The 18,361-nt window shown below is 57.6% G+C and carries 15 protein-coding genes; 11 read left to right on the top strand and 4 right to left on the bottom strand.

From position 1 onward, the window contains the following. Positions 1-144 precede the first annotated feature (144 nt). From ACQE3E_RS18650 to ACQE3E_RS18605, 10 genes are all read left to right on the top strand, one after another. Positions 145-432: a 2Fe-2S iron-sulfur cluster-binding protein gene (locus ACQE3E_RS18650; RefSeq protein ID WP_064030670.1), complete on the top strand. Its 288-nt coding sequence runs from the start codon at positions 145-147 to the stop codon at positions 430-432. A 21-nt stretch (positions 433-453) separates the two neighbouring features. Continuing rightward, complete coding sequence (locus ACQE3E_RS18645; RefSeq protein WP_064030669.1) at positions 454-804, top strand: 2Fe-2S iron-sulfur cluster-binding protein; 351 nt, start codon at positions 454-456, stop codon at positions 802-804. Between the two features lie 29 nt (positions 805-833). After that, positions 834-1,439, top strand: coding sequence for a nitrogen fixation protein NifQ (locus tag ACQE3E_RS18640; protein WP_071160530.1), 606 nt, complete (start codon positions 834-836; stop codon positions 1,437-1,439). 130 nt (positions 1,440-1,569) lie between these two features. After that, complete coding sequence (locus ACQE3E_RS18635; protein ID WP_064030667.1) at positions 1,570-2,862, top strand: hypothetical protein; 1,293 nt, start codon at positions 1,570-1,572, stop codon at positions 2,860-2,862. A gap of 72 nt (positions 2,863-2,934) precedes the next feature. Beyond that, complete coding sequence (locus tag ACQE3E_RS18630) at positions 2,935-4,056, top strand: Gfo/Idh/MocA family protein (RefSeq protein WP_064030666.1); 1,122 nt, start codon at positions 2,935-2,937, stop codon at positions 4,054-4,056. 36 nt (positions 4,057-4,092) lie between these two features. Beyond that, positions 4,093-5,901 (top strand): aminotransferase class I/II-fold pyridoxal phosphate-dependent enzyme, encoded by a 1,809-nt coding sequence (locus tag ACQE3E_RS18625; protein ID WP_313730751.1) that lies wholly within the window; start codon positions 4,093-4,095, stop codon positions 5,899-5,901. Positions 5,902-5,910: 9 nt separating this feature from the next. Further along, complete coding sequence (locus tag ACQE3E_RS18620) at positions 5,911-6,771, top strand: glycosyltransferase family 2 protein (RefSeq protein WP_064030665.1); 861 nt, start codon at positions 5,911-5,913, stop codon at positions 6,769-6,771. 3 nt (positions 6,772-6,774) lie between these two features. Beyond that, positions 6,775-7,968: a glycosyltransferase family 4 protein gene (locus tag ACQE3E_RS18615; protein ID WP_313730752.1), complete on the top strand. Its 1,194-nt coding sequence runs from the start codon at positions 6,775-6,777 to the stop codon at positions 7,966-7,968. After that, a complete protein-coding gene (locus ACQE3E_RS18610) occupies positions 7,955-9,181 on the top strand; it encodes an efflux RND transporter periplasmic adaptor subunit (RefSeq protein ID WP_313730753.1) in 1,227 nt (408 codons plus the stop codon). Before ACQE3E_RS18615 ends, ACQE3E_RS18610 begins: the two co-directional genes overlap by 14 nt. Beyond that, positions 9,178-10,683 (top strand): TolC family protein, encoded by a 1,506-nt coding sequence (locus ACQE3E_RS18605; RefSeq protein ID WP_427500940.1) that lies wholly within the window; start codon positions 9,178-9,180, stop codon positions 10,681-10,683. The genes ACQE3E_RS18610 and ACQE3E_RS18605 overlap by 4 nt, the downstream gene beginning before the upstream one ends. Positions 10,684-10,818: 135 nt before the next feature. Here the strand turns inward: ACQE3E_RS18605 and ACQE3E_RS18600 are convergent, their stop codons facing one another. The 4 genes from ACQE3E_RS18600 to ACQE3E_RS18585 form a co-directional block, all read right to left on the bottom strand. After that, on the bottom strand, positions 10,819-12,213 hold the full coding sequence (locus ACQE3E_RS18600) for an efflux transporter outer membrane subunit (protein ID WP_427500939.1): 1,395 nt from the start codon (positions 12,211-12,213) through the stop codon (positions 10,819-10,821). Beyond that, positions 12,210-14,147: a MacB family efflux pump subunit gene (locus tag ACQE3E_RS18595; RefSeq protein ID WP_313730757.1), complete on the bottom strand. Its 1,938-nt coding sequence runs from the start codon at positions 14,145-14,147 to the stop codon at positions 12,210-12,212. The genes ACQE3E_RS18600 and ACQE3E_RS18595 overlap by 4 nt, the downstream gene beginning before the upstream one ends. Continuing rightward, entirely contained in the window at positions 14,144-15,361 is a 1,218-nt protein-coding gene (locus ACQE3E_RS18590) for an efflux RND transporter periplasmic adaptor subunit (protein WP_313730758.1), read from the bottom strand. Before ACQE3E_RS18590 ends, ACQE3E_RS18595 begins: the two co-directional genes overlap by 4 nt. 347 nt (positions 15,362-15,708) lie before the next feature. Beyond that, complete coding sequence (locus ACQE3E_RS18585) at positions 15,709-16,905, bottom strand: nidogen-like domain-containing protein (protein ID WP_313730759.1); 1,197 nt, start codon at positions 16,903-16,905, stop codon at positions 15,709-15,711. 352 nt (positions 16,906-17,257) lie between these two features. On the opposite strand from ACQE3E_RS18585, the gene ACQE3E_RS18580 reads away from it, so the two are divergent. Next, entirely contained in the window at positions 17,258-18,358 is a 1,101-nt protein-coding gene (locus ACQE3E_RS18580; RefSeq protein ID WP_168032616.1) for a radical SAM protein, read from the top strand. Positions 18,359-18,361 lie beyond the last annotated feature (3 nt).

Below are 18,361 nucleotides of genomic sequence, written 5' to 3'. Positions count from 1 at the left end.
GGCCGGGCCGATGCAAGGACGCATCGGTGGATCCACCGTCGAAAGGCGGTGGAAATCGGGGGGCCTTATCGGGCCTCCACAACGAAGATTCGTCAGATTAGGCGGTTTTCGGGATTATTTTCAATACCTTAAGGAGTTTTAGCAATGGCCAAAGCGACCATTACGTTCGAAGATATCAATGTCACTGTCACGGTTCCGGCCGGCACTCGAGTCATCGAAGTGTCTGAAAAAGTCGGGTCTGGGATTACCTACGGCTGCCGAGAAGGTGATTGCGGCACCTGCATCATGAAGGTGACTTCGGGCTGGAATCATTTGACCGAGCCATCGGTGCTGGAAGATAAGGTGCTGCGGGAAAACATGGCCGGCAAACACAATCGTCTGGCTTGTCAGGCGCAAGTGTTGGGCGGTCAAATCTCCGTCAAACCGGTGTAACCCACTTCACAGGAGGCAGACATGGCTTTAGTGACCTTTACCAGTCCCGAATATCGGGATAAAACCGTTTACGCGGTAGCCGGCAGTCACACTCAGACGGTGCTGAAACTGGCTTTGGAAAACAAGATTCCGATTAACTTCGAATGCGAAGACGGAGAGTGCGGTACTTGTTTAGTGCGGGTAACCAGTATCGACAAAAAAAATCAACGCATGGGCGGTCCGCTGACCGAGAAGGAAAAAACCGTGTTGAAAGAAGTCGGTAAGGTAACCGCCGAGGAGTTGGAAAAAATGATCGTCGACGATTTGCCATGCGAGTGGCGTCTGGCCTGCCAGATGATAGTCAGAGACGAAGACATCCGGGTCGAATACTAACTCGGTTAACCCCGGCCGGAGGAAAGTCGATGAGTTGCATACCCGTCCTAGCGTCGCCGGCGGAAGCCGATTTGGCGGCAAAAAACCAGTCCAGGCAGGCGATCCGCGACGATCTTTTGGCCCGTGCCAGCCCGACGCCCAATCGCGTCTGGCTGGCGCAAATTATCGCCAGTTGGGCGGTCGGAGACGGCGTGTTGCCGGACCGAATGGGCTTGGAGCCCGACGATTTCAAGCAGTTGCTGGCGCGGCATTTTTCCGGATATTCGTTAGCGGAAACGGCAGTGTCCGGTAGCGTGCTGGATTACGGTAGGATGCTGGAAAAACAGGATTTGGAAGTGTTGTTGCGGCAATTTGCCGTCGAAGCCGACGATCGGGAAATTTTGATCTCGTTGATCGTTTCGGCTTGCTTGGGCAGCGATCATCTTTGGCAAGATCTCGGCTTATGGTCGCGCAAGGACTTGTCCGATATGTTACGGCGGAATTTTCCGGAATTGGTGGCGCGCAACAGCAAGGATATGAAGTGGAAAAAGTTTTTATATAAGCAGCTTTGCGAGGCCGAAGGATTGTATGTCTGTCGGGCGCCCTCCTGCGAGGTTTGTCACGACTACCCACAGTGCTTTGGGCCGGAAGATTAACCGCTCTCGACGAGAAGAGTCGCTCTATTAAGATTTCGTTAAAATACTGGTTTTACCGGAATTGTCACATTTTTAACTTATACTTGTGCTTTTTGCTTGGACGCCGGAGTTTTTCCGGAGGAATGGATAAATGCATTGGTATCGTTGGGCGCTTGTGGCGTTGCTTGGAATTGCAACGCTCGGGCATGCCGAAGAGTTGGACAAGCGGGCTTTGCGCGACCGCTATGACGAACTCAAGCAGCATTATGAAGGGTTAAAACGGCGGGGGTTCGATTTGCGAGTGACCGACGCTCAGGTGCAAGCCATCGAGCAAGCTCGCCAACACAACGATTTGCGCGGATTAGCCGCTGCTCTCTCCGAGCTGGACGCGACGTTTCAAACCCTCGAACAACCCAAGCCCACCCAAAGCGACGCAGGCGCGCCAAGCGCTGCAATCCAGTCGCCGGTAGCGACCTCTCCGTTATCCACTAGTCCCGTCAAGGCGCAACGTGCCGTCATCAGAACGCTGGCGTCGAACGCCACGTTTCGCCAACTTCTAGCCTATAAGGGCAATCCCCGCCGTATCGATGCCAGCGGGGCGGCCGGGCGCAATATCGACGAGTTTTCCGATGTCGCGGCTCAGCGCGATGCCGGCTGGGTATTGGCGCTGGCTTTGGTGGAAGCCAATCCCGAATTGTTTGAAAAAGCGGCGCGGGCCGCGGAATTTGCGTTCGGCAAGCAAGATCCGAGCGGATATTTTCATAATGGCCAGGGTGCATCGCCGCGCACGGCGATCAATGCCGACACTTTTTTTCTGCAAGCTTACGGGCAAATGCTGTGGATACTTAAAGAGGATAACAGCCAGCCGGCCTATACAGCGCGCTTGGAAGCTTTGTTGCCTAAGGTCCGCCAGGCGATGGCTTGGCTTAGACAAAATACCGATGAAATGCTGCGCCAAGATGGTCACACCGCCAACCGACTGGTGTTTGATGCGCTGGCATTTCAGTTGAACGGCAAATTGTTGGACGATCCTAGTTTGGTTGCGATCGGTAACGGATTTTTGCGCGACGTGGTGGCGGCTCAACGCGGCGATGGCGTATTCGTCGAAAAGGGCGGTCACGATAGTAGCTACCAGGCTGTCACATTGATGAATCTGCAAATTGCCTGGTCCTATTCCGACGATGCTCGTTTGCGCCAGCAGTTGTTCGACGCGGTGCGCTTGGGTATGGCTTGGTTGAAACCGCGTATTCTGACTAGCGGCGAAGTGTCGGCCGAAGGCAATACGCGTACCGGCCTGGGCCAGGAAAGTTTCTTCGGCAAGGTCAAGGAAATCAATTATGGCGAAGTCGCCTATTGCCTTTACTACTGGTCGGTGATCGCGGACGATGCCGAGGCGGGCCGTCTGGCCGACAGCGTGATGGCATTTGCGCTTAAGCACGGTTGATCTAAAGTTTTAGGGTGCGGAATCGGCGATTCCGCGTTTATGTTCTGTGGGGATGAGTTATTCGGGAAGAAAATGGAAAATACACTGAATTTTGCGTTATTGGGTTGCGGTCGGATTGCCTCTCGGCATGCGGAGGTACTGTCGGGACCCGTGGAAGGCGCTAGATTGGTGGCGGTTTGCGACGTCACCGAGGAACGGGCGGAATTGTTCGGCAGCAAATACGGCGTGCCGCACTTCACCGACCTGCACGAAATGATGGCGGCGATGGGCGACAAGATTGATGTGATCAACGTGCTGACGCCGACCGGTTGCCATGCTCAGCACGTGTTGGAAGTCGTTGAATACAAAAAGCACGTGGTCGTTGAAAAGCCGATGGCGTTAACGTTGGACGATGCCGAGGCAATGATCGAGGCTTGCGATCGTGCCCAAGTCAAACTGTTCGTCGTCAAGCAAAATCGATACAACGTGCCGGTGCAAAAGCTGCATCAAGCGATGAAGGCCGGGCGTTTCGGCAAGATTGCGATGGCCACCGCGCGAGTGCGCTGGATGCGCAATCAGGCCTATTACGATCAGGACGGCTGGCGCGGCACTTGGTTGTGGGACGGCGGCGTGTTTTCCAATCAAGCCAGTCACCACGTGGATTTACTGACCTGGCTTTGCGGCGACGTCGATTCGGTGTTCGCATACACCGCGCGTAGTCTGGTGGATATCGAAGTCGAGGATACCGGCGTCGCGGTGCTACGCTTCCGTAACGGCGCGCTGGGCGTCATCGAAGCCACCACGGCGGCCCGGCCGAAAGATTTGGAGGCGTCGATCAACATCCTTGGCGAACACGGTACTGTCGAGATCGGTGGTTTCGCCGTTAACCAGATGAAGACGTGGTTGTTCGAAGAGCCGACGCCCGACGACGAGCTGGTGTTGCAAGAGTTCAACCAGAATCCGCCCAACGTCTATGGCTTCGGTCATTTGGAATATTTGCGCAACGTGGTGCACGTGATCAATCACGGCGGCGGTGCGATGGTGGACGGTCTCGAAGGCTTGAAGTCGTTGCGCTTGATCAGCGCGATTTACGAGTCCGCCGCGACCAGTCGCGAAGTCTGGTTGCGCTTTCAGCCGACGCATAGTCGACTGGGCCGGGCGGAAATGCGCAGACGGAGCGACACGGCCGAGGATCTTCGTAAACCGCGCAAGTAACCCCTTCAGTTTTTCGACCCACGAGATTTTTAATTCATGTCCAATTCAGAAAATTCGCAGTCGTCGGCCAGCGTGGCGCCGACTGCCATCGTCCACCCCAACGTCAAGCTCGGCAAGAACGTCGTCATCGAGGATTTTTGCATCATCGGTTATCCGCCCAAGGGCTATCAGCCCGGCGAACTGGAGACCGTGATCGGCGACGATACCCATATTCGTTCGAACACGATCATTTATGCCGGCGCTGCTCTGGGTAGCCATTGCCATGTCAGTCATTACGTGTTCATTCGCGAGAATACCAACCTCGGCGATCATTGTTCGGTCGGCGTTAACGTCGTCATCGAGCACCACTGCCAGATCGGCAACAACGTGCGTCTGCAGGCCCAAGCCGGTTTGTGCGAATACACCGTGCTGGAGGACGATGTCTGGCTGGGGCCTAGAGTCATCACCACTAACGTGCCGCATCCGACTTGCGACAAAGCCAAGGAATGTCTGAACGGACCGGTGATCCGCCGCGGCGCGATTTTGGGCGCGGCCGTGACGGTCAGCCCGAATCTCGAAATCGGCGAACGGGTATTGGTTGGGGCCGGCAGTGTGATCACCAAATCGACCGAGGACGGCGCGATTTTGTTCGGCGTGCCGGCCAAGAAAATCGGCGAGGTCGAGGGCGTTAAATGCCAGTACGAGTTGATGCCGCAAAGTCCGTACAAAACCGATGGAGCCGCGCCGACCGATGCGCCCGCCCGTCGCGTGCCGTTTGCCGATCTCGGTGCCCAGTATCAGCGCCACAAACAGGAATTCCGTCTGGCGATGGATCGGGTGATTTTGAACAATCGCTTTATCAACGGTCAGGAAGTCGCCGAATTCGAGCAAAGTTTTGCCAGCTATTGCAAAACCGCTTACGCGATCGGCGTCGGCAGCGGTACCGATGCGCTGGAACTGGCCCTGATGGGCTTGGGCATAGGCCAAGGCGACGAGGTCATCACGACGCCGCACACCTTTATCGCGACCGCCGAAGCGATCGCCTTGTCCGGTGCCACCCCGGTATTTGCCGACATCGATCCGCTGACTTATCAAATCGATCCGGCCGCGTTGGAAAGCAAAATCACCGCCAAGACCAAGGCGATCATTCCGGTGCATCTGTATGGGCATCCGGCGCCGATGCCGGAAATTCTGGCGATTGCCAAAAAACACGGATTACGGGTTATAGAAGACGTGGCGCAGGCGCACGGCGCGACGATCAACGGCCAGACCGTCGGCGGCATTGGCGATGTCGGTTGTTTCTCGTTCTATCCCGGTAAAAACTTGGGGGCCTACGGCGATGCCGGCGCGGTAACCACCAACGATTCCGAATTGGCGGCCAGAATCGCCAAACTGCGCGATCACGGCCGTTCGACTAAATATTTGCATGAAATCGTTGGCCGCAATAGTCGTTTGGATACCTTGCAAGCAGCGTTGCTCAACGTCAAACTCAAGCATTTGCCGAAATGGACCGCCAGTCGGCAGGCCGCCGCCGCCCATTATCAAGAAAAGCTGGCCGGTTTACCGTTAACGTTGCCGGCCGTCGCGGAAGGTTGCGAGCCGGTTTACCACTTGTACGTGGTGCGTTGCCAGGATAGGGACGGATTGTCCGCCTTTCTGAAAGCCAACGGCATCGACAGCGGCGTGCATTATCCGACGCCGTTGCATTTGCAGCCGGCGCTGGCTTACCTGGGCTACTCGGCCGGCGATTTTCCGCGTACCGAGGAGGCCGCCGCCAACATTTTGTCGTTGCCGATGTTCCCGGAAATCACCCGCGATCAGATCGATTACGTCGCGGCCACGATACAGCGTTTTTTCCAGGCATAAGGCGGCGACATGGCGGCTCCGGAATTATCCATTGTCACCTCGGCGTATAACGAGGTCGGTAACGTCGAACGCTTTCTGAGCGGCGCGTTGCAAGCTGTCGAAAATCTGGGCGTGTCGGCCGAGATCGTGTTTTTCGACGACGGCAGCACCGACGGTACCGGCGCGGCGGTGGCGGCCTTTGCCGGCCGCTCCGGCGACGTTCCGATCAAATTGGTCAGCCGGCCGCACAAGATGGGGATTACCGCGACGATTGTCGATACCTATCCCAACACCGCCGGCCGCTACGTGTGTCTGGTGCCGTCCGATCTGGAGTCCTTGCCGGAAGACGACATCCCGGTGCTGTACGGCGCGATGGACGACGAGACCGACGTGGTGGTCGGCTGGCGGAAGGACAGAGGCGACGGCAAATTGTTGGCTTCGAAAATTTACAATTGGATCAACTGGTATTTGTTTGGGGTGCGCTTGCACGACATGAACTGGATCAAGTTGATTCGCCGCGAAAAGCTGAGCGATTTGCGGCTGCGTTCCGATTGGCACCGGTTTTTGGTGCCTATCCTGGCGCAGAAACGCGGCTGCCGCTTTAAGGAAGTGGTTACTCAGTGGCATCAACGCCGTTACGGCCGATCCAATTTTGGACTCAAGCGTTTCTCGATCGCTATCGCCGATCTGGTGACGGTTAAATTATTGCTGGCTTACGGCGATCGGCCCTTGCTGTTTTTCGGTTATTGCGCGGTAGCGGCGCTGGCGATTGCCTTGCTCGGTCAGGGTGTGCTCGGCGGTGTCGCGGCGACCGGATTGGCGTTGACCAGCGTGTTATTGCTGGCCATTGGCGCCGCCGTCGAATTCATTTTAAAAACCGGAGATCGCTAAACCATGAAAGTGTGCATGATGACTTCGGTGTATGCGCTCGGCGAAGAGGACCGTAACGGTTCGTTTTTGGTCGAGTGCAACCGATACATGACCGAGCGCGGTTACCGGGTCGAGGTGTTCGCGCCCAGCTACGAAGGCCGGGAAAACCATAGCGTGCAAGGCGTGCCGGTTTACCGCTTCCGTTATTTTTTCAAACGCTTCGAAAATTTGACCCATTTTCAGGGCGCGCCCAACCGGATTCGCAATCCGCTGTATTTGTTCGTGGCCGGGTTTTATATTCTGTCCGGTCTGGTCCAGGCGATCGGATTTTGCCGGCGCGGCAATTACGATGTTATTCACGTCCATTGGCCGTTCCCGCATGGGATCTGGGGCTATTTCGCGGCGATGGCGCATCGCACGCCCATCGTGCTGACGTTTCACGGCGCCGAACTGCTGCTATCCAAGAAGTTTCCGTTCGTCGCCTATTTCATTCGCCATGCGGTCAGGCACGCCCAGGCCTTGATCTGCAATTCCAACTATACCGCCGGACAGCTCGCGGCACTGACCGGGGTTCCGGTGGCATCGATACACGTGATTCCGTTCGGCGCCACGGTCGAGATCAAACCCGTCGAGAAAAACCGCGCCAAGCCGGTCAAGGACGTGTTGTATGTCGGCCGTCTAATCGAGCGCAAAGGTGTCGGCTATTTGCTGAATGCGTGGCCGGACATCGTCAAGCACACCCAAGCGCGCTTGCATATCGTCGGCGACGGCGACAAGGCGGCCGAGTGGAAGGCCTTGGCCCAAACGCTCGGCATCGAAGCCAGTGTCAGCTTCCACGGCGTCGTGACCAACGAGCAATTGGAACAATTGTATCGCGAGGCCGACGTGTTCGTGTTGCCGTCCATTGTCGATAGCCGGGGCGACACCGAGGGTCTCGGCATTGTGTTGGTCGAGGCCTTGGCTTACTTGACGCCGGTGGTGGCTTGCGATGTCGGCGGCATCTCCGACGTGATTCGCGATGGTGAAACCGGCTTGCTGGTGCCGCAGCGCGACGCCAAGGCGCTGACGGATGCGGTATTGAAAGTACTCGAAAACCCTGAATTGGCCGAGCGTTTGGTCAATGCCGGAGCGGCCCACGCGAGGACATATTTCGATTGGCGGCGTATCATAGACGCCTTGTCTAACGTATATGGTTCGGTTACTCGTGAAAAGTCCTAAACCACTATCGATACTATCCGGCGTTTCCGGTTGGTTTTGGCTTTACGTAGGCCTAATTCTGCTGGGCGCCTACTTGCTGTACGCGGCGATCGTGCCGACCTATAAATCGCCCAATTCCCGCTTGTGGAGCTCGGCGATGGGTTATCCGGCCATGTTGCGCAAAATGAACGCGGAGATTCCAATCGAAACCGCGTTGCCGAGCCAGCGGGAAATGGTTAAGACCGTGTCGGCGGCCGGTGAAATCGGCTTTTTGCACGAGGTGCCGATCAATATCGAAGTCGCCAGTATCGTGACCGATGTGTATGTGGAGAGCGGCGCGAAAATCAAGGTCGGCGATCTGTTGCTACGTCTGGATAACGGCGGCAGTCCGACCCGTTTGGCCCGTTTGGATGTCGAGGACAAACGGAATGCCTACGAAAAGGCCCGCCGCGATTATTTGCGGGAGAAAGAGGCCTTCAAAAGCGGCATCATCGCCCAAACCGATTTGGCGCAGTACGAAGCGGACATGAATCAGGCCCGAATCGAATTGAATAAGGCGCAGGAAAGTTTGAGCCAATCGTTCGAGTCGCGCAGCAAGAACATCTTCGGCGACGCCAAGCAAAGCAGTCGCGGCGCCAAGACCGACATCCTGTCACCGATCGACGGCGAAGTCGTCCAGGTGGCGACCTATGCGGGCGAGAACATCCTAGGCCCTAAGAACGGCTTGATGTCGCTGGGCGATACCTTGATGTTCAAGGCTTCGGTCGATCAGCGCTATTTTTCGACGATACAAGCCGGCAATCGGGCGGAAGTCTATTTGCAGGCCTATCCCGATAAGCCGTTCGCCGCCAAGGTGATTAAAATCGACAACTTCATCGCGGTCGCCGGCAAGGCCGACGCGACAGTCCCCTATACGTTCAACGTTTGGTTGGAATTGGAGGGGGTGCCGACCGAATCGATACCGCTGGCGCGTGGTATGAACGGCTATTGCCGCTTCGATTATCCGTTTCAGGCCCTAGCGATACCGGAAAAAGCCTTGCTGAATTATTCCGGACAGCGCGGCGTCGTCATGACGGTCAATGCCGAGCGGCGTTTGGAGTTGAAGCAGGTCACCTACAGCGCCAGCATGGATGGCATGGTAGCGATTTCGTCCGGGCTCGGCGAGCGGGAGCGCGTGGTATTGAGCGGACAAGTTGGTTTGCAATCCGGCGATAAAGTCAAATTTGAAGAATGATGAATAGAAAATCGGCGAAGATGAGTGTCGAAGCCTCGAACGGGGCGGAGATCGGTGATAGACGTCTAGACAAAACCGGAGCCAGAAGCCGCGACTGGATTCGGGCTTGGCTGATCGGTGCGGCGATGACCTGCGCCGGCATGCCCTCGGCTCAGGCTTGGCCGTATGGCGACGATGCGGAAGCCGACAGCGGCGAAGTCGCCGCGCCCGCATTTTGCGAAGGCATACCGCGCCAGTCGGTCGGTCGCTTGAGCTTGCCGGGCGCGATCAAAATGGCGTTGTGCCACAACCCTTCGGTCGTTAAAGCGCGTCGCGACGTGCGGTCGGCGCGTTTGAACTACGACGCCGAGGACGCCAAATACGCGTCCGAGGTCGAATTCACCGTCAATGAAAGTTATCAGTTCGGCGATACCAGCCAGATCGAAAATGTGGTCAACGTCGACCCGGCCAATCCCACCTCGATCCGTTCCAATTCGGAACGCACCTATATGAGTCTGCGCTGGACCGCGCCCTGGTGGTACAAATCCGAATTCAAGTACGAGGCAGCCAAGAGCCGCTTGGGTATACAGTTAGCCGAGGCGCGTTTGAACCGTACCGAACAGGATGTGATGTTCTCGGTTTATAAGGCCTATCTGGCGGCGCTGGTGCAGAAACATAAGCTGGATATCGAGACTCGCAAACTCGAGGCGATCAGCGACCAGAGCAAAACCCAACAACGCAATTTCGAATTGGGGCGCGCTTCCGAAGTCGGCGTCGTGATCGAGGAAGGCAATTTGCTGAATCAGCAATTGACCGCCGGCGACACCCGCGAGGCGATGGATACCAAAATGAACGAGTTGCTGGGCTGGCTGGATATCAAGAATGCCACCGGCGTGGAATTGGACGACTATCCGCTGGAGCCGGGCAAGAGCGATGTTCACGCCTACGATATCGACCGGGCCTTGCAGTTCCAAACTCAGGAAGTCAATATCCAGATAGTTCAACAAGCGGTCGAAATCGACAAGCACGAAGATGTCTGGAAACCCACCGTCTCGACCTGGGCCGGTTACAGTCCCTACATCAAGTCGGTCGGTACTTCGCAATCCAGGGAAATCAACGACTTGGTGACCGTGGGCGTGGAAGTGCAAGTCGAGTTGCCCAATTTCGAGGCTCGCGATGCCGCCGTTAAGGTGGCCTCTCACGACAAGACCATGTTGGACGAGCAATTGCGCGGCGCGATCGACGATACCCGCAGCCAATCCAGGCAATTTCAAAATAAATTAACCAAATTGACCGAGCAGATCGAACTACTGGACAAATTGCGCAAGGTTCAGGAACGCCGACTGGAAGCCGGCCGGAAAAGTGTGGAGCTTGGCACGATGAACCCGATGGAATACCGGAATCTGGAAAGCAATCTGGATGCGACCCAAACCCAGCGCTTGGATAAATTGTTCGATTATCTGGTGGCGGAAGCCGAGTTGAAACATCTGTACGGCATCGACGTGCTCGCTAACATTCGTTGACAACGACAATACCGGAGGAATTGCGGTCGGTACGGGTAGGAGATCCGCCGAAGTTGCCCTGATTAGTGGGCCGACAGGCTGAGAAAAGCAGCGCCGCCGCGCGCCCCGACTTGCGTGATTGCGTTTTCTTGTTAGCTAGGGCGACAAGACTTGCTCCGTCGGATCGGTGTTTTGCTCGGCCAGCGACCAACCACCCCCTAAAGCTTTATACATTTGTATTTGAGCGGTCAACACATCCAATCTTGCTTGGACGCGGTTGTTTTCGGTGCCCAGGTAGCTGCTCTGCGCATTCAACAATGCTTGGAAATCCACCGCGCCCAAACGGTAACGGTCCTCGGAAATCCGGTAAGCCAACTTGGCCTGCTCCGCGGCGCTTTGTAGGGCTTGCACACGGCGGCGGCTGTTGGCGAAGGTCGCGGCGGCGTCCTCGACTTCCTTGAAGGCGGTCAACACGGTTTGTCGGTAGTTTTCGATCAACTCGGCATTCGCGGCTAATGCGTAGTCCAGAGCGGCTTCCAAGCGCCCGCCTTGGAACAGCGGCTGGGAAAGTCCGGCCGCCAGACTCGCCGCCACGCCGGCCGGTTGCGGGTTGGCAAGCACGCTGCTTAGGCTTAACTGCAACTTCGGATAAAACGCGGCGCGCGCCACGGCGATATCGGCATTGGCGGCCACCAGCTCCATTTCCAATTGACCGATGTCCGGTCTTCGCTGTAATAGGTCGGCGGGCTGCGAGGCGGGAATGCTCGGTGTCGCCAGATCGGCGAAGCGCGCCGGCGCCAAGTGTAAATGTTGCGGCGGGTGGCCGAGTAAAATCGCCAAACTGTTTTCCGCGAGCGCTTGTTGCTGGATCAGCTGGTCTAGGCTGGCGCGGGCATTGGCATGGGCCGTGCGTTGCTGGGCCACTTCCAGTTCGTAGGCGGCGCCGGCTCGTTGGCGAGCTTCGACGATAGTCAAGATCGCGCCGACCGTTTCCAGGAAATCGGCCGCGATTTGCCGGCGTTCTTGGAGGGCCAGCAGGTTGAAATAGGTCTGGCCGATGTCGGCCATTACGACCAGCCGTAGCGCGTCGCGGGCGAACAGCTGGCTCAGCACGCGAGCGCCGCCGGCGTCGCGCTTGGCCCGATTGGCGCCCCACAAATCCACCTCGTAACCGATGTCGATTTGGCCGCTGGTTTTCTGGCTGTCGCTCAGTTCGTTGCGGCTGTCGCTGAAGTTGCCGTCCAACGTCGCACTGGGCCAGAGGTCGGCACCGGCGATTCTGGCTTGAGCGCGCGCTTGCGCTATCCGTTGAACGGCCGCGGCCAGATCCTTGTTGGCGGCCAAGGCTTCGCCGATCAAAAGGTTGAGTTGCTCGCTGGAGAAAGCTCGCCACCATTGCTCATCGATATCGGCCGGATCGTCCGCGCGCGCTTCCCGCCAATGCGTCGGCGTTTCGGCGCTGGGGCGTCGGTAGTCGGACAACAGGTTACAGCCGGCGTTCAGGCTTAGTAACACAACTAGGAACGCTGGATGTCGGGCTTTCTTGGTCATTCCGCCGCCAAGGCCACGACCGGATCCAGAAAGGCGGCCTTGCGGGCCGGTAGGTAGCCGAATAACACGCCGGTACCGAAGGCGCAGGAAAAAGCGAGGATCGCCGGCAGCGGCGAAAACAGCACCGCCATCTCGAAGTACTTCAAAACGTAACCGGCGGCAAATCCCAGCAACACACCCATAAATCCGCCCAAGGTACAGACCACCGCGGCTTCGGTGTTGAATTGCAACAAAATATCGCGGCGGCGGGCGCCGGTGGCGATACGGATACCGATTTCGCGGGTGCGTTCGGTGACGCTGACCAACATGATGTTCATGACGCCTATGCCGCCGACCAGCAAGGAAATAGCGGCGACAATGCCTAGCATCAAGGTAAAGGTATTCTGGGTTTCGGTGGCCGATTCGATAATCGAGGCCATGTTGCGTATCCGGAAATCCTCGGTCTGGTGACGGGCGATCAGCAAATCGGTGATCGCTTGTTGGGTGGCGTCGATCTTAATGACGTCCTCGACCCGCACCGTGATGCCCCCCAGATACTTCTGGCCGAACAAACGGGTCAGGCCGGTCGTAATCGGCACGAACACCGCGTCGTCGCGGTCGCTGCCTTGGGCGTCGGCACCCTTGGTTGCCATTACCCCGATCACTTCGAACGGAATATTGCCTATCATCACGAAACGGCCCAGCGGGTCTTCGCCTTCGGCGAACAACAGTTTGCGTACCGTTTCGCCCAATACCACCACCGGTGCGTAGCGCCGCTGGTCGCGCTCGTCGAAAAAATCGCCAAGCGCGACCGGCCAGTCGCGTACCCACGGCATGCTGGACGCGACGCCTTGCACGCTGGTCGCGTAATCGACGCTACCGTAACGCACGGTCATCCGGCCGTTGCGTTCCGGCGCGGCCGATGCGACGTTGGCCAGTTCCGCGATCGCGTCGGTATCGGCGAGTGTCAAGGTGGCCACGTCGCCGCCACCGCGAAAGCCCGGTAGGCCGGGGCGGATCGATAGGATGTCGGTGCCCATCGCCCGCATTTGCTCCAGCACTTTTTCCTGGCTGCCTTGGCCGACCGCCAACATGGTCACGACGGCGGCGACGCCGATGACGATGCCCAGCAAGGTTAGCGCGGTGCGAAACAGGTTGACGCGTAGCGAGCGTAGCGCGGTCTTGGCTGCTTCGCCCAGTTCCGCCGCCAGCCCCGCGCCGCCGATGCCGGAGTGCGCCGGCGGCGGCAGGGCCGAACCGCCGATATGAGCTTCCCCGTCGCCGACGATCTTGCCGTCGGCGATATGAATCACGCGTTGCGCATGGGCCGCGATTTTTTCGTCGTGCGTGATCAACAATACCGTGCGGCCTTCGGCGTGCAGATTGCCGAGCAGACTCATCACCTCCATGCCGCTGTGACTGTCCAGCGCGCCGGTCGGTTCGTCGGCCAGAATCACCGGCGGGTCGTTTATCAAGGCACGGGCGATTGCGACCCGTTGCTGCTGGCCGCCGGAAAGTTGCATCGGTCGGTGCTCGCCACGCTCGGCCAGACCCAGTTTGCTTAACAGCTGCAAGGCGCGTCGTCGGCGTTCGAGCTTCGGTAGGCCGGCGTAGAGGGCAGGTATCTCGACGTTTTCGGTGGCGGTGGCGGTATTCAGCAAATTGTAGCGTTGGAATACGAAACCGAAGCTATCCCGCCGTAGCGCGGCCAGTTGGTCGGGGTCCAGGTCGGCCACGTCGCGACCGAGCACCCGGTAAGCGCCGGCGTCGGCACGGTCCAGGCAGCCTATCAAATTCATCAGCGTCGACTTGCCCGACCCGGATTGGCCGACGATCGCGACGAATTCGCCGGGCCAAATCGTCAGCGAGACGCCGTCCAGCGCTCGAACCGTGGCGTCGCCGTTCGGATAGACGCGCTGAATGTCGGTCAGTTGCAGCAATGGCGTCTGATTCATAGGCGCGGTACTCCGGGCGCCGCATTCGGACCGAGCGGTCCGGGGTCCTTACGGCGGTTTTTGATCTTGTCTTCGCCGCCGGCGGGCGGTTCGACCCGGTCGCCGACCGCCAGTCCGGCCCGCACTTCGGCGAAACGGCGATTGCGCAAGCCGATTTGGACGACTTTCTCGCCGCCGTCCGGGCCGGCGACCTTGACGCGATAGGCGTCTCCCAAGTCGCTGTCGTTGCGGCGGTCGCGGGCGCCGAGCGCGTTGATCGGTATTAGCGGGACTTGCTCGGCCTTGCCCAGCACGAAAAACATCTGGGCGCTCATGCCGGTCATCAATTGCCGGTCGTGGTTGTCGACGTCGACCAACACGTTATACAGTACGACGTTGTTGATGACTTCCGGCGTCGGCAGTATTTGCCTGACCGTGGCTTGCCAACGCCGCTCGCCCGAGCCCATCGTCGTGAAATATACCGCCATGGCCGGGCGGAGCCGCATCACATCGGCTTCGGCGACTTGGGCGCGTACCGTCATCGTGTCCAGTTTCGCCAACTGCAGGATCATCGGCGTGGTTTGATTGGCGTTTAACGTTTGGCCCTCGCGGGCTTTTTGATCGACCATCGTGCCGGCCATCGACGCGTAGATTTTGGTGTAGCCCAAATTGGTTTTATCGCCGTTCAGCGTCGATTGCAATTGCTCGATTTGCGCTTCCAGCGCCGCGACGGTGGCGTCGGCGTTTTTCAACGTGAATTCGCTGTTTTGAAAATCCTGGACGCTGACGCCGTGGCTGACCAGCAATTCCCGGTTGCGTTCGTATTGCTGACGGGCGAACAGTGCTTGGGCTTGTTGACCGCGCAATTGCGCTTGCAGGTTCTTGATATTGGCTTCGTCGGCGGCGACCCGAGCCGCATAAATTCGCGGATCGATCTGCGCCAGTAGTTGGCCGGCCTCGACATCGTCACCGATTTTGACTTGGATTTTTTGTAACTGACCGGTGACTTGGGCGCCGACATCCACGTATTCCTTGGGCTCGAGTTTGCCTTGAGCGGTGACGGTTTCCTCAATGTCCCCGAGCGTGACGGTCGCTAACGCGGGGCGGTCGGCATCCGTGGACTTATTAGTGGGCGTCAGCCAGCGATAAGCCGCGATCGCGGTAGTCAACAGCAACAGCAAAATGATCGCGGGCCGACGTTGACGGCTACGGTTATTCTCCGGGTTTGGCGGCATGGCAACGGTATCGGTTGATTACGGTTGGTACTAGTAAACATTCCGACCGGCAGTAGTGGCGATGGCTTCGACAGCGGTAGGTGGGTAAATCTTCCCGAGCCTGAACAATTCGGCGGCGGGATCGCGGCTCGCTAGTGAGCCGGTGTTCAGTTTAGGTGTTGCGCGGACGCTTGGCAAGACGGTCGAGCCGTAGCTGGGTGTAAAGCTTGGTAAAGGTGGCGAAAATCATTGGCGCGGTCAACGCGCCGTTTCGAACTCGAGTGGGATGGGAGGAGTCTTCACTCCGTCATTAGGGTGGGGGCGGTCCCTTGCGACGGCCGCCCCTCTTTGGAGTAGCGACTGACCCGTTAGCCGGCCGAACGTGCGGATCGCGAGAGTTTCATGGAACCGACAGCCAGCAATCCGGAGAACATCAGCAGTCCGGAAGCGGGCAATGGCACTTGGCTGACCAGCGGTGTTTGAGTCAGGCTGACCGCGCCGGCACCGACGAAGGTCAGACCGGTTACGAAGGCTTGCGGATTGTTGGGGTCCAGGCCCGCGCTGACTTCGATGCCCAGAATTCGGAAGCGGCTGACGCCGCCGGGTTCGAAGAAGTACTCAATGCCTGCGGTCAATGCCGCCGCGAACACGTACTCCGTATTCTCCCAAAGGTACAGATCGTAAATTCCGTCCCCGAGATTGGTGGGCAACAGAACGGAAGCAATGTTGGGGCCGGATGTGACTTCGTAGTCGTAACCGACCGCTACCTCAGGGTCGATAAAGATGGGTTGTTCAGGCTGAACATTGAAATCGAAGACAAAAGCGCCGTCTACGACAACCGGCAACAACGGGTTGGACGGCGTTGCGCCGGGCGTCAAACCGTTGCGGATGCTGAACGACCAGAAGCCGGGATCGCCGTTGACGACATTGGTGTTATTGGCAATATCGAGAATATCGCTGGTGAACGAACCCGGCAGCGTGAAGTAATTGACGTTGTCGCCGGCGTCGAAACCGGCTTGCGCGGGGGTGCCGCCTAAGCCGTTGCTGCCGTTGCTGGCGTCGCCGGTGGTCCATTCCAGCCGGTCGTAGCGAAATTCGACGTCGAAATCGCCGTTTTGCTGGTTGCGCAACACCAGTTGGAAGTTATTGGTTTTGTCGGCGTGTTCGCTGTAGTAACCGACGTTGTTCCAGGTGACGATGGTCGTATTGCTGTTCGGCGCGCCGACGTAAACGTTGCCGCAACCGTCGCAACGCGTATCGACATCGGCCCAATAGGGCGCGATCATCGGTTGTTCGGAGATCGGGAAACTGCTGGGCGTGAATTCGGATAGCGGCGACTGAAACGTGATATTGCCGTTGTTGTTCACGTAAAAGTTGTTGAACACGTTTCCGTAAAAATTAACGGCAAACGGCAGATTCAACATCGAACTCGATTCGTCATCGTTAGGGGTCAGGGCTATCTCGCCGAATGTGCCATCCGCCAGCGTCAACAACGAAACGGCGTTTGCCGAACCGGGTACCGCTAACGTCAGGGACAGAATTCCGCCGACTATCAGTGCTTTCATTCCACTCTCCTTGCTGCAATTGTGATGGACTGGTGTCGCGCAAGTGTTTGCTCCCGATTGTTTTCCAGCTCTTCGCCTTGTATTTATGACAATCGTGTGACAATTATTGCGACGGTTCCATTCTATCGAGCGAAATTTTGTGATGTCAATCAAAATTTTTGATGGAAACTCGGCTAGTTGGCTAGGTGCGCGCTACGGCAAGCGGTTCCGGTAAGCCTGCATTGGATGTTGACGGTGCGCGCGGACATTTCCGCATTCGTCCGGCCGGACGCTACACTTAATAGCTATCCCGTTGGCACAATTATCGCTTTTACTGGGACAATAGCGTTTTTCACCGGCAAGCGACAAAAATATGACGGACAAATACGGCATCGACAGTCATAAATTGGTGTACCACCCCAAGCGCGTCGCTCAATGGCTGGACGGCAGGCAGGACTGGGAACTCGCCAAATCGGTCTACCCGATCTACATGGAAATCTCGCCGGTCGGCGCCTGCAACCATCGCTGCACTTTTTGCGCGGTCGATTACATCGGCTATCAGGCCAAGCGATTGGACGTCAACATTCTGGCGGATCGTTTGGCCGAGATGGGCCGGCTGGGCGTGAAAAGCATCATGTACGCCGGCGAAGGCGAGCCTATGCTGCATAAGGACATTAACGACATCGTCAAAGCCACCGTGGATGCCGGCATCGACGTATCGTTTACCACCAACGGCACCCTGATGAACGCCAAGTTTATCGAACAGTCGCTGCCGCTGACCTCGTGGATTAAAGTCTCCTTGAACGCCGGTAGCGCCGAGAACTACGCGGCGATACACCGTACCAAAGCCGCCGATTTCGACTTGGTGCTGAACAATTTGCGAGCCGCCGTCGCGCATAAACGCGCCTATGGCCTGACTTGCACGCTAGGCGCGCAGATTTTGCTGTTACCCGAAAACCGCGGCGAAATCGCCATTTTGGCCGGGATTTGCAAGGACATCGGCCTGGATTATCTGGTGGTCAAACCCTATTCCCAACACCTGTTCAGCGAGACTCGGCTCTACGAAAATCTGCGCTACGACGATTTGCTGGGCATGGCCGAAGAACTGGCGGCCTTTAACGGCGACGGCTTCAACGTGGTGTTTCGCGAACAAACCATGAAAAATTACAGCCAGTCGGACGAGCAACGTTACCAAACCTGTCACGCCACGCCGTATTTTTGGGCCTACATCATGGCCGACGGCGAGGTTTACGGCTGCAGCGCCTATTTGACCGACTCGCGTTTTGCCTACGGCAATATTGCCGAACAAAGTTTTCAGGCGATCTGGGAAGGCGACAAGCGCCGGGCGAACTGGCATTACATCGGCCACGAACTGGACATTCACGAGTGCCGCAAAAACTGCCGGATGGAAGCTGTCAATCAATATTTGGACAAACTGGCCGACAACCAACCCGCCCATGTCAATTTCATTTAAGGA

Origin of the sequence: Methylomonas sp. MED-D (genome assembly GCF_050276835.1) — a bacterium.
In the GTDB taxonomy this organism is placed as follows: Bacteria; Pseudomonadota; Gammaproteobacteria; order Methylococcales; family Methylomonadaceae; genus Methylomonas; species Methylomonas koyamae_A.
This window is presented reverse-complemented; position numbering and strand designations above follow the sequence as displayed.